Consider the following 23,962-nt stretch of genomic DNA (forward strand, 5'->3'; position numbering starts at 1 on the left):
CGGGAAGTCCTGGAGTGGACTTCCCGGCGCCGGGTTCCCCGCAACCCCCGTATGCGGTGGTTCCTCGCGGTGACGCGTGACTACTCCGTCGCGATCGCGTTCAGCACGTTCATCCGCCCCGCCCGGAACGCCGGGATCAGTGCCGCGAACAGACCCACGAACGCCGAGCCGAGGAAGACGCCGATGATCGTCGGCCAGGGGATGTCCAGGACCATCAGGCCCTCCAGCTCCAGCAGCTGCTGGGCCGTGGCGCCCCAGCCCATGCCGAGGCCGAGGCCCAGCAGGGCGCCGAAGAGGGCGATGACCACCGACTCCATGCGGATCATGCGGCGCAGCTGGCGGCGGGAGAGGCCGATCGCCCGCATCAGGCCGATCTCCCTGGTGCGCTCCACCACCGACAGGGCGAGGGTGTTCACCACGCCCAGGATGGCGACGATGATCGCCAGGGCCAGCAGGCCGTAGATCATGTTGAGCAGCTGGCCGATCTGGTCCTTCAGGGCGTCCTTGTAGTCGGTCTGGTCGCGCACGGTGTACTGCGGATAGTCGTGCAGGGCCGACTTCAGGGACTTGTAGGCGGCGTCCTGCTGCCCCTCCTTGGCGCTGGCGAAGACCAGCGAGTCCAGCGGCATCTTGTCGGCCGGGACGTACTTGGCCATCGTCGCGATGGAGGTGTACATCGCGCCCGCGTCGATCACGACGTCACTGCTGGTGATCGCCCGGACCGTGAGGTCGGCCGCGGAGCCGTCCTTGAAGGCCACCTTGACCTTCGAGCCGAGGCTGATGCCGTGGTCCTCGGCGAACTTCTCGTGCACGGACATCGAGTCGGGCTTGTAGGCGTCGGGCAGCTTGCCGGCGACGGTCTCGGTGCGCAGGTCGGTCGCGTACGACGGGTCGGCCGCCGTGATCGCCGTGTCCTTCAGGGTCTCGCCGTCGGGGGTGGTGAAGTCGGCCTTGGTCCACTTGTACTCGGTGACCCGCTCCAGCTCCGGCGTCGACTTCATGGCCTCGACCGCCTGCGGGGTGATCAGCTGGCCGCTGTCGGACTGGACGATGAAGTCCGTGCCGACGGTCTTGTCGAGCTGGTCGGTGGCGGAGGCCACCATGGAGGAACCGACCACGGACAGGCACGCCACCAGGGCGAGGCCGATCATGAGCGCGGCGCCCGTCGCGCCGGTGCGGCGCGGGTTGCGCAGGGCGTTGCGCTCGGCCATGCGGCCCACGGGGCCGAACATCCGCAGCAGGACCGCGCCGAGGACGCGGACCACGGCGCCGGCGAGCAGCGGGCCGATGACGACGAAGCCGATCAGCGACAGCACCACGCCGATGCCGAGCCACAGCGAGCCGTCGGTGGCCTTGTCGGCCGCCGCCGCAAGGTACAGGGCGAAGGTGCCGCCGGCGGTGAGGACGGTGCCGATGATGCCGCGGATCCAGCCGGCCTTGGCGTCCGCCGGGGCGCCCGCGTCGCGCAGCGCCGCCATCGGGGAGATCTTGCCGGCGCGCCGGGCGGGCAGATAGGCGGCGAGCACCGTGACGATCACGCCGAGGACGAGTCCGACCACGGGGGTCGTCCAGGCGACGGTGAGGTCGTCGGTGGACAGTTCCATGCCCATCTGGCCCATGAGCTTCATCAGGCCGACGGCGAGGCCGACGCCCGCGCCCACGCCGAGCACCGAGCCGACGAGGCCGAGCAGCAGCGCCTCGGCCAGCACCGAGCGGTTGACCTGCTTGCGGGAGGAGCCGATGGCCCGCATCAGGCCGATCTCGCGGGTGCGCTGGGCGACCAGCATGGAGAAGGTGTTGATGATCAGGAAGATGCCGACGAGGAGGGCGATCCCGGCGAAGCCGAGCATCGCGTACTTCATGACGTTCATGAAGCCCTCGACGTCCTTCTGGTTGGCGTCGGCGGTCTCCTTGGCGGTCTTGACCTGGAAGTCGCGGCCGAGCTCGGTGGTGACGTTCTTCTTCAGCTGTGCGTCGCTGACGCCGGCGGCCGCGGTGACGTTGACGTTGGTGTAGACATCCGGCTCGCCGACCAGGGCCTGCTGAGCGGTCTTCGTGTCGAGGTAGAAGATCGCGGCGCCGGGGTTGGTGACGGTGAAGTCGGCGATGCCGGAGATCTTCGCGGTGTGGTTGCCGACCGCGGTGAGCACGGTGATCTCGTCGCCGAGCTTCAGGCCGTGCTTGTCGGCGGTGTCGGCGTCGACCATGATCTGGTCGCCGCCCTTGGGCGCCGCACCGGAGGTGATCTTCATGGTGCGGGCGTCGGTGGCGTTCCAGCTGCCGACGATGGTCGGGCCGCCGCTGGTGGGCGAGAGGCTGTCCTTGTCGGCGTCGACGACGGTGACCGAGGTGGAGAAGACGGTGCCCTCGGCGGACTTCACGCCCTCGGCCTTGCGCACCTCGCCGAGCACGGAGGCGGGCATGACCGGCGGCTTGCCGTTGTCGGCGGTGGTCTCACCGCTGTCGGAGGCGCCCTTGGCGCTGACCGTGACGTCGGAGGAGGTGGCCGCGAAGAGCTTGTCGAACGTGGTGGACATGGTGTCGGTGAAGACGAGCGTCCCGCAGACGAAGGCCACCGACAGCAGGACGGCGACCGCCGACAGGGCCATGCGTCCCTTGTGCGCGACGAAGTTGCGCATGGAGGTCTTCATGACGGTCATGACGTGCGCCCCCGGGCGTCGAAGTCCTTCATGCGGTCCAGGACGGCCTCCGCGGTCGGCTTGTACATCTCGTCGACGATCCGTCCGTCGGCGAGGTACAGCACCCGGTCCGCGTAGCTGGCGGCGACCGGGTCGTGGGTGACCATGACGATGGTCTGGCCCAGCTCGGTCACCGAGCGGCGCAGGAAGCCGAGGACCTCTGCGCCGGCGCGCGAGTCGAGGTTTCCGGTCGGCTCGTCACCGAAGATGATCTCGGGCCGGGCGGCGAGCGCCCGCGCCACGGCGACGCGCTGCTGCTGGCCGCCGGAGAGCTGGGTGGGCCGGTGCTTGAGCCGGTCGGCGAGCCCGACGGTCTCCACGACCCGCGCGAGCCACTCCTTGTCCGGCTTGCGGCCCGCGATGTCCATGGGCAGCGTGATGTTCTCGATGGCGTTCAGCGTCGGCAGCAGGTTGAACGCCTGGAAGATGAACCCGATCCGGTCCCGGCGCAGCTGCGTGAGCTTCTTGTCCTTCAGGCCGGTGATCTCGGTGTCGTCGAGGTAGATCTGCCCGCTGGTGACGGTGTCGAGCCCGGCGAGGCAGTGCATGAGCGTGGACTTGCCGGAGCCCGAGGGGCCCATGATCGCGGTGAACTGGCCGCGTGCGATGTCCACGTCGACGTGATCGAGGGCGACGACACGGGTCTCTCCGGACCCGTACGCCTTCACGACCTGCCGCGCCCGCGCGGCAACGGCCGTACGCCCTCCAGTACCCCCGTGCCTGGGAATGGTTACAGCCGAAGTCACGGTATGTCTCCTATATCGGTCAGCAAATGGTGAAGACGGTCGCCTGCTCGGCACCCGCGGTGTGCGATGCCGGACCGCGGAACCGTCCGGCGCGCCTCAAGTCTCCCGGTGGGGAGGGGCTCTGCGCCCTGGTGCGCAGCGCAGTCTTTTGCTGTGGAAAACCCCACCCCCGCCGGTGTGTGAACCCGCCCCCCGGCGGCGTAAAGCCAGGTTAAGGAACGCCCCCTCGGCGTCTCGTCCTCCGCCGGTACGAACCCTCCCCAGGTCGTAGTACGGAGGTACCCCTAGGGGCAGTCCACCGAAGGGTGGAGTCCGTCTCAGGGTCGGCTCCTCCCCTCGGCCCATCGAGACTCCACCCTCCCGCGACGTCAGGGTCAAGTGGGAAGCTGTCTGCGGCAGATACGTGCAAGGGGCAGGCACAGGGACGACGGCCCCGGCGAGGGCGGCCGGTGCCAGGGGGAGGGACCCGGGGTGGGCAGCACGAGTCCGGCAGCACAGGAGACCGCTCGGCCCGTCGCGACCGGCCGGCGGGGGGCGGTGGTCGCAGCGCTGATGCTGTCGATGGCGCTGGCGGCGCTGGACTCCACCATCGTCTCGACCGCCGTCCCGCAGATCGTCGGGGACCTGGGCGGCTTCTCGGTCTTCTCCTGGCTGTTCTCCGGCTATCTGCTGGCCGTGACCGTCACGCTGCCCGTCTACGGCAAGCTCTCCGACACCTTCGGCCGCAAGCCGGTGCTGATCGCGGGCTCGGTGGTGTTCCTGCTGGGCTCCCTGCTGTGCGCGCTGGCCTGGAACATGGCGGCACTCATCGCCTTCCGCATCGTGCAGGGCCTGGGCGGTGGCGCCCTGCAGGGGACCGTGCAGACCCTGGCCGCCGACCTCTACCCGCTGAAGGACCGGCCCCGCATCCAGTCGAAGCTGTCCACGGTGTGGGCGGTGGCCGCGGTCGCCGGACCCGGACTCGGCGGGCTGCTCGCCGCGTACGCGGACTGGCGCTGGATCTTCCTGGTCAACCTGCCGGTCGGCGCGGTGGCGCTGTGGCTGATCGTGCGTCACCTGCACGAGCCGGAGCGGCGCGGGGCCCCGCACGCGCGCGTGGACTGGGCCGGCGCGCTCGCGGTGTTCGCCTGCGGCGGGGTGCTGCTGACGGCCCTGGTGCAGGGCGGGGTGGCGTGGCCGTGGCTGTCGGCGCCCTCGCTGGCCCTGTTCGGCACGGGTCTCGCCCTGGTGGCTGTGGTGGTGCTGGTGGAGCGCCGCGCTGCGGATCCGATCATTCCGGGCTGGGTGTGGCGGCGCCGGACGATCGCCGCGGTCAACCTGGCCCTGGGCGCGCTGGGGCTGCTGATGGTCGCGCCGACGGTCTTCCTGCCCACCTACGCCCAGTCGGTGCTGGGCCTGGCGCCCGTGACCGCCGGATTCGTGCTCTCCGTATGGACGTTGAGCTGGCCGGTGTCGGCGGCACTGAGCCAGCACGTCTACCGCAGGATCGGCTTCCGCAACACCGCGATGCTCGGCATCGGCGCCGCGGCCCTGATCCTGCTGGCGTTCCCCTTCCTGCCCTATCCGGGACAGGCGTGGCAGCCGACGCTGCTGATGCTGCTGCTGGGCGCCGCGCTGGGCCTGTTCCAGCTGCCGCTGATCGTCGGGGTGCAGTCGACGGTGGGCTGGGCGGAACGCGGGACGACGACCGCGTCCGTGCTCTTCTGCCGCCAGACCGGCCAGACGGTCGGCGCGGCCGTCTTCGGCGCCGTCGCCAACGGGGTGCTGGCCGCCCGGCTCGGCGGCGCGGGCGACCTCGACTCGGTGACCCGGGCGCTCGACTCGGGCACCGCGCCGGAGGCGACCAGGCGGGCGATCGCCGACGCGGTGCACGCCGTCTACCTGGGCGCCTCGTGCGCTGCGGCGCTGGCGTTCGTGGTGCTGCTGTTCCTCGCGCCCAGGAAATTCCCTGTGCTCAAGGACTGACCGTCCGTACCCTGCGGCCCATGCTGACCCTGGAACGGCTGCGCGCCGACCACGCCGACGTCCTGCTGGCCTTCGAGCGGGAGAACAGGGCGTACTTCGCGCGTACGGTCCCGGACCGCGGGGACGCCTACCTCACACCGGCCGGGTTCGCCGAACGCCACCGGGCGCTCCTGGAGGAGCAGCACGCGCGCGTGTGCCACTTCCATGTCCTCCTGGAGGACGACGTGCTGATCGGCCGCGTGAACCTGCTCGACGTGGCGGACGGCAGCGCCGAGCTCGGCTACCGCGTCGGCGAGCGCGCGGCCGGGCGGGGCGTGGCGACGGCGGCCGTCGCGCTGATGTGCCGGACGGCCGCCGCCGACTACGGGCTGACGTCCCTCACCGCGCGGACGACCCTGGACAACCCCGCCTCCAGGAAGGTCCTGTCCCGCAACGGCTTCACCCCCGTCGGGGAGACGATCCTGAGCGGCCGGCCCGGACTGCGTTACGTGCGCCGGGACTTGGCCTCCACTCTCCCCGAAGCACCCTCGAACGAGGGTCAACGCGGGTAACACCCGAGGTCACGAAGGTAAGCGCATACCGCCCAATCAGTTCGGCCAAACCACCACCACGGGCCTGCTCTCCATCCCCCTGGGCTTCGCCTGCGGCTGGCTGGGCACACCGGCCTCCGGCCGCCGCAGGCCGGAGGAGCAACGCCGTCAGTACGAGGCGGTGGAGGGCTGGATCCTGGCGGGCGCGGTACGCGGGAAAGACTGAGCGGGGACGCCCCGGAGTTCACTCCGCCGTCTGTCCCGCCCAGGCCGCCAGGCTGCTGTGGACATGGTCGATATGGGCCCGCACGCCGTCCCGCCGGTCGGCGTGCTCGCGCAGCAGCCGCTCCGTCTCGCGCTCGACCGCCTCCGCCCGGGCCCGGGCGGCGTCCAGCAGCTCCGCCGCACGTGCCCGGGCCTCCTCCTCCAGGTCGCGGGCCGCGTCCTCCGCGTCGGCGAGAGCCTGCTCCGCCCCGGACAGCGCCCCTTCGGCGCGCGCCAGTTCCTCCGCGTGCCGGGCGTCCAGGGCTGCCGCCCGCCCGGCCTCCTCCCGCTCGGTCTCCTCCCACCGCCCGGCGCGTTCCCTCTCCTGCTCGGCCAGCATGCCGGAGGTGCGCTGCCGCATCTCCCGCAGCGCGGCCAGCGCCTCACCGCGTTCCTCCCCCGCCTCGCGTTCCGCCTCGCCCCGGAGTTCGTCGGCCTCGGCACGCGCCGCGAGCAGCCGCTGCCGGGCCCGCTCGTCGGCGTCGGCGCGTACGGCCTCGGCGTGCGCCTGTGCGGACTCGCGCACGCCGGCCGCCGACGCCCGCGCCCCCTCCACCTGCCGGCGCGCCTCCCGGCACGCCCCCTCCCGCACCGCCGCGGCCTCCTGCTCCCCCAGCTCGAAGAGCCGCCGGGCCCGCTCGCCCAGCGTCTCGTAGGTCTGCGGGCCCAGTCGCGCCACGGCCTCGCGCAGCCGCCCCAGTTCCTCGTCCATCTGCCGTGCGAGCACGGTCAGCCGGGCGGCCCGCTCCCAGGCCGCGTCACGATCCGCGGAGAGGGCCGCGGCGTACGCGTCGACCTGCTCGGGACGGTAACCGCGCCTCCGCACGACCGGAAAGCCGTGCGAGGACACCGATGCGCTGCTCATCCTGGGACCCCTCTCCACCACACCGACGCGACACGCGAGAAATCAGGATGATTTCGCGCACATCTTGGTGGATCAGACGGAAGTGTTCATAACGCGACACTCCGCAAGGGGGCCACAGGCCCCGGCCGCCGTCCGGGCCGCCGGGCCGTACGGCCGTCAGCCCCACGAGAAGGGAGCGTGCCGCCAGGCCGCGACGGCCGCGACGCGCTCCTCGCTCACCCCGGCCGCGCGGAGATCGACGGTGTGTCCGTGGACGCGGGCGCCACAGCCGTCGATCTGACTGGCGCGCAACCCGGCCAACTCCGCCACGTACTGCGCCCTTCAACGTGCCGGGAAGGATCGAACGCCCGGTTATTCATCCGTGCCTGGGATCTTCGTACCGGCACGAGAAGAGCCGGGCCCGGTCGTACGAGCGACCGGACCCGGCTCCTCACGGCACGTCGGCCGCGACACGTCACAGCGTCACAGCAAGCCGTCCCACATCTGCTCCAGCAGCACCGACCACCAGCTCTCCGGCGAACCCAGCGCCGCCGGGTCCAGCGCGGCCAACTGCGCCTGGAAGTCGACCGTCCAGCGACCCGCCTGCTCCTGGTTCAGACCGAACCGCAGCCGCCACATCCGGCCCAGCAGCGCCAGGCAGCGCGCGAACTCCGGCAGCCCGGTGTTCACGAACTGCGGCGGTACGGGCGCCCCGCCCGGCCCCGCCTCCACCGGCACGGCGACGATGTTCGCGGTGCCGTACTGGACGCAGATCGCCTTGCCGAAGTCGCTGCCCATCACCAGGTACGAGCCCGCGTCCGAGGCCGGCTGCACACCGCGCTCGGCCGCCAGCTCGGCCAGCGTCGGCACGGGCCGGCCCGGCTGGGCCTGCGCCCAGAAGAACGGGCCCATGTCCAGCGGCAGCCCGGCCGCGACCAGGGTGTGCGCCACGATCGGCGGCACGCCCTGCCGGGACACGGCCGCCTGCTCGAAGCGGAACACCCCGGGCCCGAACGCCGCCGCCAGCTCCTGCGCGATGCCCTCCGGCGGGATCGGCGGCACCGCCTGCACCGGCGGCAGCGGAGCGCGCACCGGGGCCGGACGCGCCGGGCCGTCCGCCACCTGGTGCAACTCGCCCTGGTGGGCCAGCAGTTGCTGCATGCCTTGCTGCCGGCTCGCGTGATCCGTGCCGTACGGGGCGATGGACGTGATCCGCGCCTGCGGCCACTGCTCCCGGATCATCCGCGCGCAGTACGCGCCCGGCAGCTCGCACGACTCCAGCTCGGTGTGCAGCTCCAGCACCTGGTCCGGGGGCACGTTCATGGCCCGCAGCTCGTGGAAGATCTGCCACTCCGGGTGCGGCGTGCCCGGCGCCGAACGCCGGATCAGCTGCTGCTCGGAACCGTCCTGCGCGCGGTAGCGCAGCACGGCCTGGTAGCCGGGGCCGACCGTGGGCTGCCCGGTGGGCTGCTGCGGATAGCCGTACGCCGGCGGCTGCCCGGGAACGGGCTGACCGGGCGGCGGCATCACGCCGGCCGGCACCGCACCCGGCATGCCGCCGTGCGGCACCTGCGGCGCACCGGGCACGCCAGGGGCGCCCGGGACTCCCGGCGCGACGGGTGGTGCGCCGGGGGCCTGCGGCGGCGGAGGCACGCCGGGGCCGCCCGCGGGGGGCGCGGCCAGCATGGTCTCCGCGTGATGCACGGGCCCCGGCCCCCCGGGCACTCCGGGGGCACCCGGCGGCTGAGGCGCACCGGGCGGGCCGGGCGGAGCGGGCGCACCGGGCACCTGCGGAGCACCGGGCGGATACGGCGCGCCGGGCCCACCCTGGGCTCCCGGGGCACCGGGCGCACCAGGCGGCCCCGGCGGCTGCGGAGGCTGGGGCCCACCCTGGCCCATCCGCCCGGGACCGGCGAGCATCGTGGCGGCGTGATGGACACCGCCGGGCGGAGTCCCACCGGGAGCACCGGGAGGCTGCGGCGCACCGGGTCCAGCCGGGGCACCGTGGCCCCCCTGCACGCCAGGGGTACCAGGGGGATTCGGGGCACCCGGCGGCTGCGGCACACCCGGCCCGCCCGGGGCACCGTGACCACCGGGCACGTTCGGGGCACCGTGACCACCGGGCGCACCAGGCGCGTTCGGGGCGCCCTGGCCACCCGGCACACCCGGCCCGCCGGCGGCACCAGGGACGCCATGGCCACCATGGCTGCCGGGGCCACCGGGCCCGTCGGCGGCAGGGGCTCCCGGCCCCTCCGGCCCGAGCGCCGACACCATCTGCGTGGGTACGTAACCGCCCGCCGGCGTACCCGGCGCTCCGGGGCCCGACGGCGCAGGCGTATCGCCCGGCCGCGCACCGGGCGTTCCCGGGGCACCCGGCGGAGGCGGCATGGCCGGGCCCGCGCCCCGGTTGCGTCCCGGCGGCGGGGTCGCCTTGCTGGTCGCGGCGTCGGCGATGTCCCCGGCGTTCGGCGCGGCCCCCGGCCCGGCCGGCGGCCGCGCCGCACCGGCGGGACCAGCCGGACCGGAAGGACCAGCCGGACCACCGGCCACACCAGGCCCGCCGGACGCGTCCGGCCCCTGTGGATACCCGTACGGCTGACCGGCCCGCGTGGGGGGAGGCGTGCTGCCGTGCGGCACACCGCCCGGCGGCGTCCCCGGCCCACCGGGCGCCGCCGCGCCCGCCGCGTTCGGGTCGTCGATCACCGGCGACAGCGCCGTCGGCGGAAGCCGGCTGCCGCCCGACATCAGGGCCGTCTTGGCGTCGGGTGCCGTCGACGGCGGCGTGTCACCGTCGCTTCCGCTCAGCGGCGGCGCGAACACCGTCGCGGGCAGCGGTACGGAACGGTCGTCACCGGCGTCCCCGTTGGTGTCCGTCCCCGCCCACGGAGTCGCCCCCGCGGGCGCACCCGGCTCGCCCGGCGCACCCGCCACCTCCGGAACCCCGGAAGCGTCCGACGCGGCCTCCGCGTCACTCCCCCCGGCGGCCGGCCACGACGCACCACTCCCCGGCGCGACGGGCACGCCCTCGCCGCCCGAGGCACCCGAGGCACCCGAGGCACCCGAGGCACCCGAGGCACCCGAGGCACCCGCAGAAGCGTCCGCAGCTGCGTCCGCACCAGCCGAAGCCGCCTCCCGCCGGTCCGGGATCCCCAGCTTGTCCGCCGCGTCCTGCAACCACTCCGGCGGCGTCAACAAGAACGACGTCTGGTTCAGATCCACCCGCGCGGGCGCCGCCGGCACCGGCTCGTCCGCCGCGTCGGAACGGCCGTACTCCTCCTCGTACCGGCGGATCACCTCACCCACCGGCAGCCCGGGCCACAGCGTGGCCTCGCCGCTGTCCCGCGCGATCACCAGCCGCTGTGCGCCGCCGTCCGACCGCGGCCCGTCCGCCCGGTCCTCGGCCCACACCACGAACCCGAGGTCGAACTCCCGCACCCGCACCTCACGATGCTGGTACGACGGCAGGTCCCCGTTGATCCACTCTTCCGCGCGCTCCTGCGCCTGTGCGAAGGTCACCATCGCTGACGTCACTCCCCCACGGCCGACGACGACACCGCGTCCACCGGCACCACACGCGCGAACCCGCCGTCCACCATCAGGTTCGCCACCGTCTCCAACTCCGGCGGATCGCCGGCCAGCCGCGACAGGAAGACGTCGAAGTCGTCCCCGCACGGCAGCAGCAGCCGCTCCACCCGCTCCGCCGGCGGCAGCGAGGCATCCACGTCCCGCACGTCGTCGTACGCGCAGAACCACACCGAGCCGATCCGCTCGCCCTTCACCTTCACGGCCAGCAAGCCGCCCTGGACGAAGGAGACCCCCAGGTAGTCCTTGGTCAGATGGTCACGCAGACACTTGTTGACGTACACCAGGTCGTTGACCGCCGCCTCGTCGCGCACCGTGAAGAACGGCTGGTCGATCAGCAGCCCCAGCTCCGCGTCGAGCGCGGCACCCACCGGCGCGCAACCCCCCGCCGCCTTCAGGAACGACCGGTACGCACCCGGCAGCCGGTAGCCCAGGTCCTCCTCGACGCCCTGCACCTGCGACTCCGTCACCGCCACACCCGACTTGGGCAGCCCGAAGTGCGCCGGACGCGTCTCCTGCAACGGCCGCGTGCCCCGCTTGGCATGGTCGACGCCCGACGTGGCCACCCCGCCGTGATGCCGCAGCAGCGCCTTCACCTCGACCGGGACCAGCTCCAGCCGCCGCGAGCCCACCACGTGGTGCCACGTCCAGCCGTGCGGCGTCGCCACCGCGGGCACCGTGTCCCACAACTCGTGCCCGGACGCCGCCAGCGCCATGTTCGCCGACACGTAGTCCGTCAGCCGCAACTCGTCGACGCCGAAACCCTCCGGCGGCTCCGCGATCTCCGCGGCCGCACGCGCATAGGGCGAGAAGTCGGGGTAACCACGCTCGTCCACCCGTACCCCTCTCGGGTGACGGGCCGCCCGGACCGGGTCCGGGAAATGCACGACCTGCCCGGCGTAGGCCGCGTTCGGCGGCGCGGCTTGCTGCCCGAGCCGACCTGTCGTCATGGCGGTTGCCCCCTGCGGCACTCTGTACGACCCGTATCCACCACCTTGGCGCACTACGGCCCGTATCGACTGTCACGTCTTCTGTCTCGACCACGGTGCGCCTCGGCCCACCGTCACCGCACGCGCCCACCTCACGGATCACCCTCCGGTTCACTGCATCGATCCCCGAACGGATCACCGCATCGCCCGCGGTGCCGACAGCCTATGCGGTACGACGACACCGGTCACCGGCACCGGTCGCACCCCCTCCGCCTCCGTGACCAGGCGTCACCCCACCGTGACGCCACGCCCCGGTACGGGCGTGTCGCCACGCCCCAGCTACCGCACGAGCCGCGGCATTTGGCAGTCTGTGACCTCCCGGGGGATGCACGGAGGGGAAGACGATCATGAACGCGACACAGACGGGACCACACACCGGCAGGTCCGCCGACCCACGAAACGGCGCCCCGCGCGACGCCGACCCGCGCCACGACGCCCCGCGCAACGGCGACCCACGAGCCGGCGACCCCCGCATCGGCTGGAGCGCCGCCGAGGCCACCCACACCCCCGTCCTCCTCCACCGCCGCGACGGCATCCTCCCCACCGTCGCCGCCGCCCTCTCCGTCCGCGGCGCCACCCTCACCGGCACCGCCGCCCGCGGCGACACACCCCCCGCCCTGCACCCCCTCGTCCAGGACTTCCTCGACACCCTCACCAGCGCCCAACGCGACCGCTTCACCGGCCGCTGCGCCGAGACCATCCTCATCTCCCGCCACATCGCCGCCGCCGACGCCGCCCGCAGCAAACGCGCCGCCCGCAGACCCATGACCAACGGCGAGGCACGCAAAGCCCTCAAGCACGCCAAACTCACCGCCCGGCGCATCCGCGAGGACGGCGACCCCCTGCACGGCAGCTTCGCCACCCCCTGCCGCGCCTGCACCGCGCTCAGCGCCCACTTCGGCGTCCGCATCGTCGACCCCGCGACCCGGAGTTGACGCGCCCCCACCCCCGCACCCCGCACGACCGGACACTCCAGCGCGCCCACCCCACGCGCCACCCCGTCACCTCGACGAGACGAAGGGCAGATGCACACCGACCGCACCTCTACCACCCGCTTCGCCGTCCCCGTCGACGCCGCCCTGCGCGCCGCCGGCTGGCAACCCGGACGCTGGGACATCAAACAGGCCGAGATCTGGGCCGACGCCCTGCGCGACCACGTCTCCCCCGCCGGCCACCGCCACACCGTCTTCCCCGCGGCCGTCGAGGCCTGGGCCGAATTCGGCGGACTCCACATCACCCCCACCGGCCCCGGCCGCCAGGTGGCCCCCGCCACCCTCCACCTCGACCCGCTGCACGGCCTCCACATGGCCCGCACCCTCGGCGACCTCGGCCGCGCCCTCGACACCGAGGTCTGCCCCCTCGGCGCGGAAACCGACACCCGGGCCCTGCTCGCCATCGACACCGAAGGCCGCGTCTACACCCTCGACCACACCGGCGACTGGTACCTCGGCGCCGACATCGACCGGGCCCTGACCACCCTCATCGCCGGCACCGCACCCGCCCGCCTCACCACCGGCTGACCCGGACCCCGGGACCAGGGCGGACCTACGACGACGGAATCACCGCCGACACCCGGAAACCCCCCGCGTCCGTCGGCCCCGACACGAACACCCCGCCCAGCGCCGCCACCCGCTCCTTCATCCCCACCAGCCCGTTCCCCCCGGACGGCAACCGCGCCGACGACGCCGCCTCCTCCCCCGGCGGCTCGTTCTCCACCTGCATCGCGATCTCCGACACCCGGTGCGCCAGCCGCACGTACGTCTTCGCTCCCGCAGCGTGCTTGTGGACGTTCGTCAACGCCTCCTGCACCACCCGATACGCCGTCTGCTCCACCTCCGGCGCATACGACCGGGGATCCCCCTCCACCGACAGGTCCACCACCATCCCCGCGGCAGCCGACTGCCCCACCAACTCCTCGATCTCCGCCAGAGACGGCCCCTCGTCGTCGGCCACCCGCGAAGCCGCCGCCGCGGCAGCCACCCCCACCGCCGCCAACGGCACCGACGCGGCCGGCACCCGCCGCTCGTTCCCACCGCTGCGCAGCACCCCGAGCATCTCCCGCAACTCGGTCAGCGCCTGCCGCCCCATGTCCCCCACCAGCGCGGCGTTCCTCACCGCCTTCTCCGGATCCTTCCGCGCCACGGCCTGCAACGCCGCCGCATGCACCACCATCAGACTCACCCGGTGCGCCACCACGTCGTGCATCTCCCGGGCGATCCGCGTCCGCTCCTCGTTCCGGGCCCACTCGGCCCGCTCCTCCGCCCGCTCGGCCAGCAGCTGAAGCTCCCGCTCCAGACTGTCCGCCCGCTCCCGCAGGCTCTCCATCAACCGCCGCCGGGCCCCCACGTACAGCCCGAGCAGCACCGGGGGCGCGGTGAAGCCCAGCGACATCGTGATCGCCGCGAACGGCACGAACCAGTCACCCAGGTCCAAGTCCCCCCGGACCATGTCCTGCTGCGTCTTCACGAACGTCACGATGAGCGTCCCCACCAGCGACATCCCCGCCAGCGAGGCGATGATCCGCCGCGGCAGCTCGGCCGCGGCGAGCGTGTACAGGCCGACGATGCCCAGCAGGAAGCCCATCTGGGCCGGCGTGATGGCGATCGAGACCAGCACGACGGCGATCGGCCACCGCCGCCGCACCACCAGCACGGCACCGGCGAGCACACCGAACACCACTCCCGCCGCGACCGGGACCCCCGCGTCCCGGGCGAACGGAATCCCCTCCAGCCCGCACTCCAGCGCGGACACCACACCCAGGCTCACATCGAACACGGCACTGCGCCGCCTGGCCCACCACCACGGCCCTCCCCGGGCCGTCACATGGTCTTCCCCCGTCGCGGTCATGCCTCCAGCCTACGGGCGCCCCCGGCCGGTTTTCCGGTGAGTTTCCCGCACTGGCCCACACCACACTCCGTGACCGTTCGGCTGCGAATCCACCCGATATCCCTCGAACTGCTGAACCGCACACCGTTCGACCCCGGAGCCGACCATTCCGCCCGGACGGTATGCGTATGACACATGCCACCGGCAAATACACCGACTTCGAGGGCCTGCGGGAACGGGCGGTGGCGCTGCGCCGCGCGGGGCTCAGCCTTCGCCAGATCCGTGACGAGCTGAAGATCCACAACAACGACCTCCTCAACCGCCTGGTGAAGGGCGAGCCCCCACCGGTCTGGACGAAACGCCCGAACGCCAAGGACGACCTCCGCGAGAAGGCGAGGGAGCTACGGCTCCGGGGCTGGACGTACGACCGGATCCAGCTCGAGCTCGGGTGCTCGAAGAGCTCGATCTCCCTGTGGGTACGGGACCTGCCGAAGCCGGAGCGCAAGCGGACCTCCGAGGAGGCGTCAGCGATCGCGAGGCGGGGCTGGGAGGCCACCATGCGCCTGCGCGACGAGGAACGACGACACACCAAGGAGACCGCCAGGCAAGCGGTCGGCTCGCTGTCTCCGCGCGAGCTGTTCCTTCTGGGCGTCGGGCTGTACTGGGCGGAGGGCGGCAAGGACAAGCCGTACGACCGCCGCGAGAACGTCTGTTTCGTCAACAGCGACCCCGGAATGATCGAGGTGTTCCTGGCCTGGCTCGACCTGCTGAGCGTGGAACGGCACCGGCTCCGGTTCACCGTGATGATCCACGAGTCGGCCGACGTGGCGGGCGCGGAGAGGTACTGGGCCGACCTCGTCGGCGCCGACGCGACCGCGTTCAACAAGACGACCCTGAAGAAGCACAACCCGAAGACGCGCCGCAAGAACACGGGCGATTCCTATCGGGGTTGCCTGGTCATCAAAGTCCTGAAGGGTGCCGATCTGTACCGTCGCATCGAGGGCTCCTGGTACGGCATAGTGGAGTCCGCACGCACGGCCGATCAGCGAAATCGGACATAGCGCGCACTTCATCCCGGATCGTCTAAGGGTAGGACAAACGGTTTTGGTCCGTTGAATGAGGGTTCGAATCCTTCTCCGGGAGCCCGCAATACACACCAGCTCGGTTCGGGTCCTGACTGGCAAGCCCCAGTCAGGACCCGCACTCATGTCAGGCACAAAACCCCCCGGTATCCTGCGGATGTCACCCCACCCCATCCACAGCCGAAGGGCATCCCGTGAGCGCCAACCGCCCGGCAGCCGTCGTCGTTCTCGCAGCGGGTGAGGGCACCCGTATGAAGTCGGCCACACCCAAGGTCCTGCACGAGCTGTGCGGTCGCAGCCTCGTCGGGCACGTGCTCGCCGCGGCGGGCGAGCTGAACCCCGAGCACCTGGTCGTCGTGGTCGGCCACGCGCGCGAGAAGGTCACCGCGCACCTCGGCGAGATCGCCCCCGACGTCCGTACCGCCGTGCAGGCCGAGCAGAACGGCACCGGGCACGCCGTCCGGATGGGCCTGGAGGAGCTCGGCGGGTCCGTCGACGGGACCGTCGTGGTCGTGTGCGGGGACACTCCCCTGCTGACCGGCGCCACCCTGCGGGCCCTCGCCGAGACGCACGCCGCCGACGGCAACGCGGTCACCGTGCTGACCGCCGAGGTGCCGGACGCGACGGGCTACGGGCGGATCGTGCGGGACGACGCCACAGGTGCCGTCACCGCGATCGTCGAGCACAAGGACGCCACCGACGCCCAGCGGGCGATCCGGGAGATCAACTCGGGTGTGTTCGCGTTCGACGGTCAACTGCTCGCCGACGCGCTGAAGAAGGTGCGCACGGACAACAGCCAGGGCGAGGAGTACCTGACGGACGTGCTCGGGATCCTGCGTGAGGCCGGGCACCGGGTCGGGGCCTCCGTCGCCGGGGACCATCGTGAGATCGCCGGGATCAACAACCGGGTGCAGCTGTCCGAGGCCCGGCGCATTCTGAACGACCGGCTGCTGACCGAGGCGATGCTCGCCGGTGTGACCGTCATCGATCCGGGAACCACCTGGGTCGACGTGACCGTGACGTTCGAGCAGGACGCCGTCGTCCACCCGGGCACGCAGCTGCACGGTGCGACGCATCTGGGCGAGGGCGCGGAGGTCGGTCCGAACGCGCGGCTGAAGGACACCCGGGTCGGCGCCGGTGCGCGGGTGGACAACACGGTGGCCGACGGTGCCGAGGTGGGCGCGGGGGCGTCGGTCGGGCCGTACGCGTACTTGCGTCCGGGGACCCGTCTGGGTGCGAAGGGCAAGATCGGTACGTACGTGGAGACGAAGAACGCCTCCATCGGTGAGGGGACGAAGGTGCCTCACCTGTCGTACGTGGGGGACGCGACGATCGGGGAGTACACGAACATCGGTGCCGCGAGCGTGTTCGTGAACTACGACGGTCAGGAGAAGCACCACACGACGGTCGGGTCGCATTGCCGGACGGGTTCGGACAACATGTTTGTGGCGCCTGTCACGGTCGGGGACGGTGCGTACACCGCCGCCGGGTCCGTGATCACGAAGGACGTGCCGCCCGGTTCGCTGGCCGTGGCCCGTGGTCAGCAGCGGAATATCGAGGGTTGGGTGGCTCGTAAGCGTCCGGGGAGCGCTGCCGCGAAGGCGGCGGAGGCGGCGTCCCGGGAGCCGGGCGGCGAGGGGTGACCGGAAACCGGTGCCTCAAACACGGCGTACGGTGATAAGTGCACACCCGCACCCCCACCAGCTGAGACGGCCTCCGGCAAGCCGGCTGCGAGGTCTCTCGACACCCAGCTGCGACACCTCTGAGGAGACAGTGCTGTGACCGGGATCAAGACGACCGGCGAGAAGAAGTTGATGTTCTTCTCCGGCCGCGCCCACCCCGAGCTTGCGGAGGAGGTCGCCCAACAGCTGGGTGTCGGGGTTGTCCCGACGAAGGCCTTCGACTTCGCCAACGGTGAGATCTATGTGCGTTATCAGGAGTCGGCGCGTGGTGCCGACTGCTTCCTGATCCAGAGCCACACGGCTCCGATCAACAAGTGGATCATGGAGCAGTTGATCATGATCGACGCGCTGAAGCGCGCGTCGGCCCGCTCCATCACGGTCATCGTGCCGTTCTACGGTTACGCGCGGCAGGACAAGAAGCACCGCGGGCGTGAACCGATCTCGGCGCGTCTGATCGCGGACATGATGAAGACGGCGGGCGCGCACCGGCTGCTGACCGTGGATCTGCACACGGACCAGATCCAGGGCTTCTTCGACGGTCCGGTGGACCACTTGTTCGCGCTGCCGCTGCTGGCGGACTACGTGGGCCGGAAGGTGGACCGGGAGAAGCTGACGGTCGTGTCGCCGGACGCGGGCCGGGTGCGGGTCGCGGACCGCTGGTGCGACCGGCTGGGCGCGCCGCTGGCGATCGTGCACAAGCGGCGGGACAAGGACGTCGCGAACCAGGTCACCGTCCACGAGGTCGTGGGTGAGGTGAAGGGTCGCGTGTGCGTCCTGGTGGACGACATGATCGACACGGGTGGGACGATCTGCGCCGCGGCGGACGCGCTGTTCGCGCACGGCGCGGAGGACGTGATCGTGACGGCGACGCACGGTGTGCTGTCGGGTCCGGCGGCGGACCGTCTGAAGAACTCGCGGGTGAGTGAGTTCGTGTTCACGAACACGCTGCCGACGCCGTCGGAGCTGGGCCGGGATCTGGACAAGATCTCGGTGTTGTCGATCGCGCCGACGATCGCCAGTGCGGTGCGTGAGGTGTTCGAGGACGGTTCGGTGACGAGCCTGTTCGACGAGCAGTAGAGATCGTTTTGGGTGCGGCCTCCCCCTCCGAGTAGACTGCTGCAGTTGCTCGGCGAGGGAGGCCGTTCCCGTCTGTGGACGGGGTGCGGTGGTCCGTTATCGACGCGCTCTTCGTAGCAGGCCGTTCGTGGCCGGGTGACCACGTCCGTTTCTGACTTCGAGGAGTGAGTGTTATGTCCGAGGTGAAGATCTCCGCCGCCACGCGCACCGAGTTCGGCAAGGGTGCCGCGCGCCGTATCCGTCGTGAGGACAAGGTGCCGGGTGTTCTGTACGGGCACGGTTCGGACCCGATCCACCTGACGCTGCCGGGTCACGACCTGCTGCTGGCGCTGCGTACGCCGAACGTCCTGATCGCGCTGGACATCGACGGCAAGTCCAACGAGCTGGCGATTCCGAAGTCCGTGCAGCGTGACCCGCTGAAGGGCTTCCTGGAGCACGTGGACCTGCAGCTGGTGCAGCGGGGCGAGCAGGTCAACGTCGAGATCTTCGTGCAGACCGAGGGTGAGCTGGCCCCGGGCGGCAACCTGCTGGAGCACGTGCTGAACGCGCTGCCGGTCACGGCCGAGGCCACCCACATCCCCGAGTCCGTGACCGTCTCCGTCGAGGGTCTGACGGCCGGCGACTCGATCCTGGCCAAGGACATCCCGCTGCCGAAGGGCACGACGCTGGCTGTCGAGGAGGACACCGTCGTGCTGCAGGTCCTCGCCGCGCAGGCCGAAGAGGCCGCGGAGGGCGAGGACGAGGGTGGAGAGGCCGCCGAGGCCTGATCCTCCCCGTCGTCGTTTCGTCGGCCGCTGTTCCCGTGCGGGGCAGCGGCCGACGCGTATGAAGGAGACATGGACGTGACGACCGATGCCGCCGCTCCCTGGCTGATCGTGGGGCTGGGCAATCCGGGGCCGGAGTACGCGGGCAACCGGCACAACGTGGGCTTCATGGTGGCCGATCTGCTGGCGGACCGGGTCGGGGGGAGGTTCAAGCGGGCCGGGCGGGCGCAGGCGCAGGTGGTCGAGGGGCGGGTCGGGCCGCCGGGTCCGTCGAACCGGCGGGTGATCCTGGCGAAGCCGATGTCGTACATGAACCTGTCGGGTGGGCCGGTGAGCGCGCTGCGGGACTTCTACAAGGTGCCGGTGGCTCATGTGGTGGCGGTGCATGACGAGTTGGACATCGATTACGGGATGCTGCGGCTGAAGCTGGGTGGCGGGGACAACGGGCACAACGGTCTGAAGTCGATGACGAAGGCGTTCGGGGCGGATTATCACCGGGTGCGGTTCGGGATCGGCAGGCCGCCGGGGCGGATGCCGGTGGCGGATTTCGTGCTGAAGGATTTCTCGTCGGCGGAGCGCAAGGAGCTGGACTACTTGGTGGACCGGGCGGCGGACGCGGTGGAGTGTCTGGTGATCGACGGGCTGGAGCGGGCGCGCAGTACGTACAACTCCTGACTTGTCGCCCGGCGAGGTTGACGGGTCGTTGAGGCATGGCCAATGATCCCGGCCATGCCTGCCCATGCCCCCTCCTCTCGTCCGGCGTCGGTCGTCGTGCTGCGGTTCGGGCGGTTCGTGGCGATGGGCGCGGTCGCGGTGCTGATCCTGGTCGCGGGGGTGTGGGCGTCGTGGGGTACGGCGCAGCACGTGATGCTGACCAAGGGCCGGGAGCAGGGCACGGTCGATGTGGCGCGGTGTGGGGAACAGACCTGCTGGGGCCGGTTCGCGCCGCGGTCGGCGGGGGCGCAGCCGCGGTCGAGGGTGGTGCTGGAGCGTTCGGTCGCGGTGGAGCGGGGCCGGACGTACGCGGTCGTGCTGAAGCCGGGCGGTGACGAGGCGGTGCGGTCGGGTCCGGCGGGTGTGCTGTACGCGTGGGTGCCGCTGGGTGGTGCGTTGTTGCTGGCGTCGGTGGTGGTGGCGGGCGGGTTGCTGCGGACGCGGGCGGCGTGGGTGCTGGCGTTGTCGGGTGTGGCGTTGCTGACGGCCGCTTTCGTGGCTGTCCGGCTTTCGTGACTGTCTGAGGGGTTGGGGTGTTCTCCAGGTCTGTGGAGGGGCCCGAGTGTTGTGTGTTCGTGATTGACGTGCTGCCGGGCTTGGCTGGAAGCTGAGCCGCCCCCTCCACATCTTCCCGTCACTTCTCGAAGATGGACTACGTCCCCATGCGAAGCCTCCCCCGCCTCGGCGCCGTCTGCGCCGCCGCCTCCACCGCCTTCCTGTTCGCTCCCGCCGCGCACGCCACTCCGCCCGGTGACAACGGCACGGTCAAGATCCATGACGCCGCGACGGGCGAGGAGTTGCGCCGCAACGAGCCGCACGTGTGCACGTTCTACCTGGACGCCTTCGGTTTCGACGGCGGTCAGCGGGTCGACTGGCACATCGACGCGATCCCCCCGAGTGAGAACAGGGGGGAGACGGTGGAGTCCGGTGCTCTGACGCTGGACGGCGAGGGGCACGGCCGCAGCGAGGACCTGTCGCTGCCCGACGGGCACTACAAGCTGTTCTGGAACTTCGACGGCGAGAAGGGCGCGGCCAAGCACAAGGTGTTCTGGACGGACTGCGAGGACGAGGAGGAGCCCGGCGGTCCGGCGCCGTCCGGGTCGGCGTCGGCGTCGCCGTCGGCCGGGGTCTCCGAGGCTCCGTCGGGCGAGCCGGGTGAGCCGAGTGCTTCGGTGTCTCCGGGTGCGTCGGCCGGCGGGGGCGCGGGTGCGTCGTCGTCGCCGTCGGCGCAGGGCGTCGCGGGTGGTGATCTGGCCGAGACGGGCAGCGGGGCCCCGGTGGGTCTGCTGTCGGGTGCGGCGGCGGTGCTGCTCGCGGCCGGCGGGTTGCTGGTGTTTTGGCGCCGGGGTGCGCGGCGCGGCTGAGGTGTGAACGGGACGTGCCCCCGGGCCTGTCGGGCTCGGGGGCACGGTCGTGTCCGGGCTGGGGTTCAGCCGGTGTTGCGCAGGCCGGCCGCCACGCCGTTGACGGTGAGGAGCAGGGCGCGGGCGAGCAGCGGGTCGGGGGTTTCGCCCGCCGCGGCCGCGTCGCGCTGCCGCTTGAGCAGGGCGACCTGGAGGTAGGAGATGGGGTCGAGGTAGGCGTCGCGGATGGCGAAGGTCTGCTTGAGGACGGGTTCGGCGTCGAGCAGTTCGTTCTCGCCGGTGACCCGGAGGACCTCGGCGACGGTCAGTTCGTGTTCGGCCTTGATGGTGTCGAAGACGTGCTTGAGCTCGTCGGGGACGAGGGTGTCGACGTAGTGCTGGGCGATGCGCAGGTCGGTCTTGGCGAGGGTCATCTCGACGTTGGAGATGAAGTTGCGGAAGAAGTGCCACTGGCCGTACATCTCGTCGAGGACGGTGTCGAGGCCGGCCTCGCGCAGGGCCTTGAGGCCGGAGCCGACGCCGAACCAGCCGGGGACGATCTGCCGGGACTGGGTCCAGCCGAACACCCAGGGGATGGCGCGCAGGCCGTCGAGCGAGACGCCCGAGCCGGGGCGGCGGGAGGGCCGGGATCCCAGGTGCAGGTCGGCGAGCTGGTCCACCGGCGTCGAGGCGAGGAAGTACGTCGGCAGGTCGGGGTCCTCGACGAGGCTGCGGTAGGCGGCGTGGGCGGCGTCGGAGACGACGTCCATGGCGGCGTCCCAGCGGGCGAGGGCCTCGGTGGACTGGCGGGGCGCGGTGTGCAGCGCGGATGCCTGGAGGGTGGCCGCGACGGTGAGTTCGAGGTTCTCCCGGGCCAGGGACGGGATGAGGTACTTGTCGGAGATGACCTCGCCCTGTTCGGTGACCTTGATCTCGCCTTCGAGGGTGCCCCAGGGCTGGGCGAGGATGGCGTCGTGGGTGGGGCCGCCGCCGCGGCCGACGGTGCCGCCGCGGCCGTGGAAGAGGCGCAGGCGGACGCCGTAGCGGTGGGCGACGTCGCGCAGGCGGCGCTGGGCGCGGTGGATCTCCCACTGGCTGGTGGTGATGCCGCCGAACTTGGAGGAGTCGGAGTAGCCGAGCATGACCTCCTGGACGTCTCCGCGCAGCGCGACCAGGCGCCGGTAGGAGGGGTCGGAGAGCATGTCCTCCAGGATGGTGTCGGCGGCCTTGAGCTCGTCGGTGGTCTCCAGCAGGGGGACGATGCCGATCTTGGCCCAGCCGGCGTGGAGGTCGATGAGGCCGGCCTCGCGGGCGAGGACGGCGGCGGCGAAGACGTCGTCGGCGCCCTGGCACATGGAGATGATGTAGGACTCGATGACCTCGGGTCCGAAGACTTCCAGGGCCTTCTTGACGGTCTGGAAGACGCCGAGGGTCTTCTCGCCGGGCGCGTCGACGGGCGCGGGGGTGGGGGCGAGGGGGCGCCGGGACCTGAGTTCCTTGGCGAGGAGCTTGGCGCGGTACTCGCGGGGCATGTCGGCGTAGCGCCAGGACTCCTCGCCGAGGCGGTCGAAGAGCTGGCCGAGGGCGTGGTGGTGGGCGTCGGCGTGTTCGCGGACGTCCATGGTGGCGAGCTGGAGGCCGAAGGCGGCGAGGGTGCGGATGGTGCGGGCGAGGCGGCCGTCGGCGAAGAGGCCGCCGCGGTGTGCGCGCAGGGAGTCCTGGACGATCCGCAGGTCGGCGAGGAGTTCGCCGGTGCCGAGGTAGTCGCGTCCGGCCACGTGGGGGGTGCCGTCGGCGAGGCGCTTCTTGGTGTTCTCCAGCTTCTGCCGGATGCAGGTGGCCTTGAGCCGGTAGGGCTCCTCGGCGTTGAGGCGCTTGTAGCGGGGGCTGATCTCGGGGAGGTTCTCCAGGTCGGTCTGGAGGGAGGTCAGCAGTTCCTCGGTGGCGCCGGCGTAGCGGATGGAGTTGGACAGGAAGCCGCGGAGTTCGTCGATGGTCTCCAGGGCGTCGTTGATGCCGTGCTCGTGCTGGAGGATGAGGATGTCCCAGGTCACCTGGGGGGTGACGTTGGGGTTGCCGTCGCGGTCGCCGCCGATCCAGGTGCCGAAGGTGAGGGGGCGGGTGTCGTCGGGGAGCTTGACGCCGGCCCGCTCCAGTTCGGCGGTGAGGTCCTCCAGGACGTCGCCGACGGCGCCGGCGTGGAGTTCGTCGAGGTAGTAGATGGCGTTGCGGGCCTCGTCGGCGGGCTCGGGGCGCACGACGCGCAGTTCGTCGGTCTGCCAGACGAGGTCGATGTTCTCGGCCAGGCGGATGTCGAGGCGGCGGCGGTCGGACTCGATGACCGGGGTCTCCAGGAGCGCGGCGATGCGCCGGAGCTTGTTGAGGACCGACCGGCGTGCGGCTTCGGTGGGGTGGGCGGTGAAGACGGGGCGGACGTTGAGGTTGCGGACCGTCTCGCGCAGGTGTTCGGGGTCGGCGTCCTTGAGGCGGTCGGCGGTGCGGGCGAGGAGTCCGCCCTCGGCGGCGCGCCGGGCGCGCAGCTCGCGGCCGCGGTGGACCTGCTCGGTGACGTTCGCCAGGTGGAAGTAGGTGGAGAAGGCGCGGACCAGCTTGGCCGCGGTGTCGAGTTCGGTGCCGCGCAGCAGCTCGGCGGCGGCCTCGCCGTCCTCTCGGGTGAGGCGGCGGACCTTCTCGACGAGTTCCAGGAGCTCGGGGCCCTCCTGCCGGACGAGGGTCTCTCCGAGGAGGTCGCCCAGTCGGCGGATGTCGGCACGCAGCTCACTGCTCGTCGTCGTGGTCTGGTCGTCGGCACTGCTCACAGGTGCGGCTCCTTGCAGTGTTGAAGCTCGTCTGGG

The 23,962-nt window shown here is 71.8% G+C and carries 19 protein-coding genes and 1 tRNA gene; 12 read left to right on the plus strand and 8 right to left on the minus strand.

The window, feature by feature from the left end; genetic code table 11:
* Positions 1 to 80 precede the first annotated feature (80 nt).
* Complete coding sequence (locus ABTZ58_RS22245; protein WP_351359276.1) at positions 81 to 2,660, minus strand: ABC transporter permease; 2,580 nt, start codon at positions 2,658 to 2,660, stop codon at positions 81 to 83.
* Positions 2,657 to 3,445, minus strand: coding sequence for an ABC transporter ATP-binding protein (locus ABTZ58_RS22250; RefSeq protein WP_351359279.1), 789 nt, complete (start codon positions 3,443 to 3,445; stop codon positions 2,657 to 2,659). Before ABTZ58_RS22250 ends, ABTZ58_RS22245 begins: the two co-directional genes overlap by 4 nt.
* A 471-nt stretch (positions 3,446 to 3,916) precedes the next feature.
* On the opposite strand from ABTZ58_RS22250, the gene ABTZ58_RS22255 reads away from it, so the two are divergent.
* Together ABTZ58_RS22255 and ABTZ58_RS22260 are read left to right on the plus strand one after the other, a co-directional pair.
* Positions 3,917 to 5,410, plus strand: coding sequence for an MFS transporter (locus ABTZ58_RS22255; RefSeq protein ID WP_351359281.1), 1,494 nt, complete (start codon positions 3,917 to 3,919; stop codon positions 5,408 to 5,410).
* A 20-nt stretch (positions 5,411 to 5,430) separates the two neighbouring features.
* Positions 5,431 to 5,961: a GNAT family N-acetyltransferase gene (locus ABTZ58_RS22260; RefSeq protein ID WP_351359284.1), complete on the plus strand. Its 531-nt coding sequence runs from the start codon at positions 5,431 to 5,433 to the stop codon at positions 5,959 to 5,961.
* 223 nt (positions 5,962 to 6,184) lie between these two features.
* Here the strand turns inward: ABTZ58_RS22260 and ABTZ58_RS22265 are convergent, their stop codons facing one another.
* The 4 genes from ABTZ58_RS22265 to ABTZ58_RS22280 all read right to left on the minus strand — a co-directional run bounded on the left by ABTZ58_RS22265 (position 6,185) and on the right by ABTZ58_RS22280 (position 11,580).
* Complete coding sequence (locus ABTZ58_RS22265) at positions 6,185 to 7,069, minus strand: cellulose-binding protein (protein WP_351359287.1); 885 nt, start codon at positions 7,067 to 7,069, stop codon at positions 6,185 to 6,187.
* Positions 7,070 to 7,225: 156 nt separating this feature from the next.
* Entirely contained in the window at positions 7,226 to 7,378 is a 153-nt protein-coding gene (locus ABTZ58_RS22270) for a carboxymuconolactone decarboxylase family protein (protein WP_351359290.1), read from the minus strand.
* Positions 7,379 to 7,531: 153 nt separating this feature from the next.
* A complete protein-coding gene (locus ABTZ58_RS22275; protein ID WP_351359293.1) occupies positions 7,532 to 10,567 on the minus strand; it encodes an SUKH-4 family immunity protein in 3,036 nt (1,011 codons plus the stop codon).
* Between the two features lie 8 nt (positions 10,568 to 10,575).
* Positions 10,576 to 11,580 carry an SMI1/KNR4 family protein gene (locus ABTZ58_RS22280; protein ID WP_351359296.1) on the minus strand — a complete coding sequence of 335 codons (1,005 nt, stop codon included), beginning with the start codon at positions 11,578 to 11,580 and terminating at the stop codon, positions 10,576 to 10,578.
* Between the two features lie 386 nt (positions 11,581 to 11,966).
* Between ABTZ58_RS22280 and ABTZ58_RS22285 the strand changes: the two genes are divergently transcribed.
* A complete protein-coding gene (locus ABTZ58_RS22285) occupies positions 11,967 to 12,554 on the plus strand; it encodes a YwqJ-related putative deaminase (protein WP_351359299.1) in 588 nt (195 codons plus the stop codon).
* Between the two features lie 90 nt (positions 12,555 to 12,644).
* Positions 12,645 to 13,139, plus strand: a complete 495-nt coding sequence (locus tag ABTZ58_RS22290) for an SUKH-3 domain-containing protein (protein ID WP_351359302.1) — start codon at positions 12,645 to 12,647, stop codon at positions 13,137 to 13,139.
* Positions 13,140 to 13,164: 25 nt separating this feature from the next.
* On the opposite strand, the gene ABTZ58_RS22295 is transcribed toward ABTZ58_RS22290, so the two are convergent.
* Positions 13,165 to 14,466: a sensor histidine kinase gene (locus tag ABTZ58_RS22295; protein ID WP_351359305.1), complete on the minus strand. Its 1,302-nt coding sequence runs from the start codon at positions 14,464 to 14,466 to the stop codon at positions 13,165 to 13,167.
* Between the two features lie 167 nt (positions 14,467 to 14,633).
* On the opposite strand from ABTZ58_RS22295, the gene ABTZ58_RS22300 reads away from it, so the two are divergent.
* The 8 genes from ABTZ58_RS22300 (at position 14,634) to ABTZ58_RS22335 (ending at position 21,128) form a co-directional block, all read left to right on the plus strand.
* Complete coding sequence (locus tag ABTZ58_RS22300) at positions 14,634 to 15,506, plus strand: hypothetical protein (protein WP_351359308.1); 873 nt, start codon at positions 14,634 to 14,636, stop codon at positions 15,504 to 15,506.
* An 11-nt stretch (positions 15,507 to 15,517) separates the two neighbouring features.
* Positions 15,518 to 15,588: transfer RNA gene (locus ABTZ58_RS22305), tRNA-Gln, on the plus strand.
* Positions 15,589 to 15,721: 133 nt separating this feature from the next.
* Positions 15,722 to 17,170, plus strand: a complete 1,449-nt coding sequence (gene glmU, locus ABTZ58_RS22310; RefSeq protein WP_351359310.1) for a bifunctional UDP-N-acetylglucosamine diphosphorylase/glucosamine-1-phosphate N-acetyltransferase GlmU — start codon at positions 15,722 to 15,724, stop codon at positions 17,168 to 17,170.
* Between the two features lie 135 nt (positions 17,171 to 17,305).
* On the plus strand, positions 17,306 to 18,286 hold the full coding sequence (locus ABTZ58_RS22315) for a ribose-phosphate diphosphokinase (RefSeq protein WP_351359313.1): 981 nt from the start codon (positions 17,306 to 17,308) through the stop codon (positions 18,284 to 18,286).
* A gap of 173 nt (positions 18,287 to 18,459) precedes the next feature.
* Entirely contained in the window at positions 18,460 to 19,053 is a 594-nt protein-coding gene (locus ABTZ58_RS22320) for a 50S ribosomal protein L25/general stress protein Ctc (RefSeq protein WP_351359316.1), read from the plus strand.
* Positions 19,054 to 19,122: 69 nt separating this feature from the next.
* Positions 19,123 to 19,725, plus strand: coding sequence for an aminoacyl-tRNA hydrolase (pth, locus tag ABTZ58_RS22325; protein WP_351359319.1), 603 nt, complete (start codon positions 19,123 to 19,125; stop codon positions 19,723 to 19,725).
* A gap of 54 nt (positions 19,726 to 19,779) precedes the next feature.
* Positions 19,780 to 20,280: a hypothetical protein gene (locus ABTZ58_RS22330; RefSeq protein WP_351359322.1), complete on the plus strand. Its 501-nt coding sequence runs from the start codon at positions 19,780 to 19,782 to the stop codon at positions 20,278 to 20,280.
* 146 nt (positions 20,281 to 20,426) lie between these two features.
* Positions 20,427 to 21,128: an LPXTG cell wall anchor domain-containing protein gene (locus ABTZ58_RS22335; protein ID WP_351359325.1), complete on the plus strand. Its 702-nt coding sequence runs from the start codon at positions 20,427 to 20,429 to the stop codon at positions 21,126 to 21,128.
* A gap of 65 nt (positions 21,129 to 21,193) precedes the next feature.
* On the opposite strand, the gene ppc is transcribed toward ABTZ58_RS22335, so the two are convergent.
* Positions 21,194 to 23,926, minus strand: coding sequence for a phosphoenolpyruvate carboxylase (ppc, locus tag ABTZ58_RS22340; protein ID WP_351359328.1), 2,733 nt, complete (start codon positions 23,924 to 23,926; stop codon positions 21,194 to 21,196).
* Positions 23,927 to 23,962 lie beyond the last annotated feature (36 nt).

The organism is Streptomyces sp. NPDC094143, from assembly GCF_040303825.1.
Classification (GTDB): Bacteria; Actinomycetota; Actinomycetes; order Streptomycetales; family Streptomycetaceae; genus Streptomyces.

Coding starts and splice junctions, on each gene's coding strand:
- ABTZ58_RS22260 (WP_351359284.1), top strand. CDS start 5,431: ATGCTGACCCTGGAACGGCTGCGCGCCGACCACGCCGACGTCCTGCTG.
- ABTZ58_RS22245 (WP_351359276.1), bottom strand. CDS start 2,660: ATGACCGTCATGAAGACCTCCATGCGCAACTTCGTCGCGCACAAGGGA.
- ABTZ58_RS22265 (WP_351359287.1), bottom strand. CDS start 7,069: ATGAGCAGCGCATCGGTGTCCTCGCACGGCTTTCCGGTCGTGCGGAGG.
- pth (WP_351359319.1), top strand. CDS start 19,123: ATGGACGTGACGACCGATGCCGCCGCTCCCTGGCTGATCGTGGGGCTG.
- ABTZ58_RS22335 (WP_351359325.1), top strand. CDS start 20,427: ATGCGAAGCCTCCCCCGCCTCGGCGCCGTCTGCGCCGCCGCCTCCACC.
- ABTZ58_RS22295 (WP_351359305.1), bottom strand. CDS start 14,466: ATGACCGCGACGGGGGAAGACCATGTGACGGCCCGGGGAGGGCCGTGG.
- ABTZ58_RS22285 (WP_351359299.1), top strand. CDS start 11,967: ATGAACGCGACACAGACGGGACCACACACCGGCAGGTCCGCCGACCCA.
- ABTZ58_RS22275 (WP_351359293.1), bottom strand. CDS start 10,567: ATGGTGACCTTCGCACAGGCGCAGGAGCGCGCGGAAGAGTGGATCAAC.
- ABTZ58_RS22280 (WP_351359296.1), bottom strand. CDS start 11,580: ATGACGACAGGTCGGCTCGGGCAGCAAGCCGCGCCGCCGAACGCGGCC.
- ABTZ58_RS22330 (WP_351359322.1), top strand. CDS start 19,780: ATGCCTGCCCATGCCCCCTCCTCTCGTCCGGCGTCGGTCGTCGTGCTG.
- ABTZ58_RS22300 (WP_351359308.1), top strand. CDS start 14,634: ATGACACATGCCACCGGCAAATACACCGACTTCGAGGGCCTGCGGGAA.
- ABTZ58_RS22290 (WP_351359302.1), top strand. CDS start 12,645: ATGCACACCGACCGCACCTCTACCACCCGCTTCGCCGTCCCCGTCGAC.
- ABTZ58_RS22320 (WP_351359316.1), top strand. CDS start 18,460: ATGTCCGAGGTGAAGATCTCCGCCGCCACGCGCACCGAGTTCGGCAAG.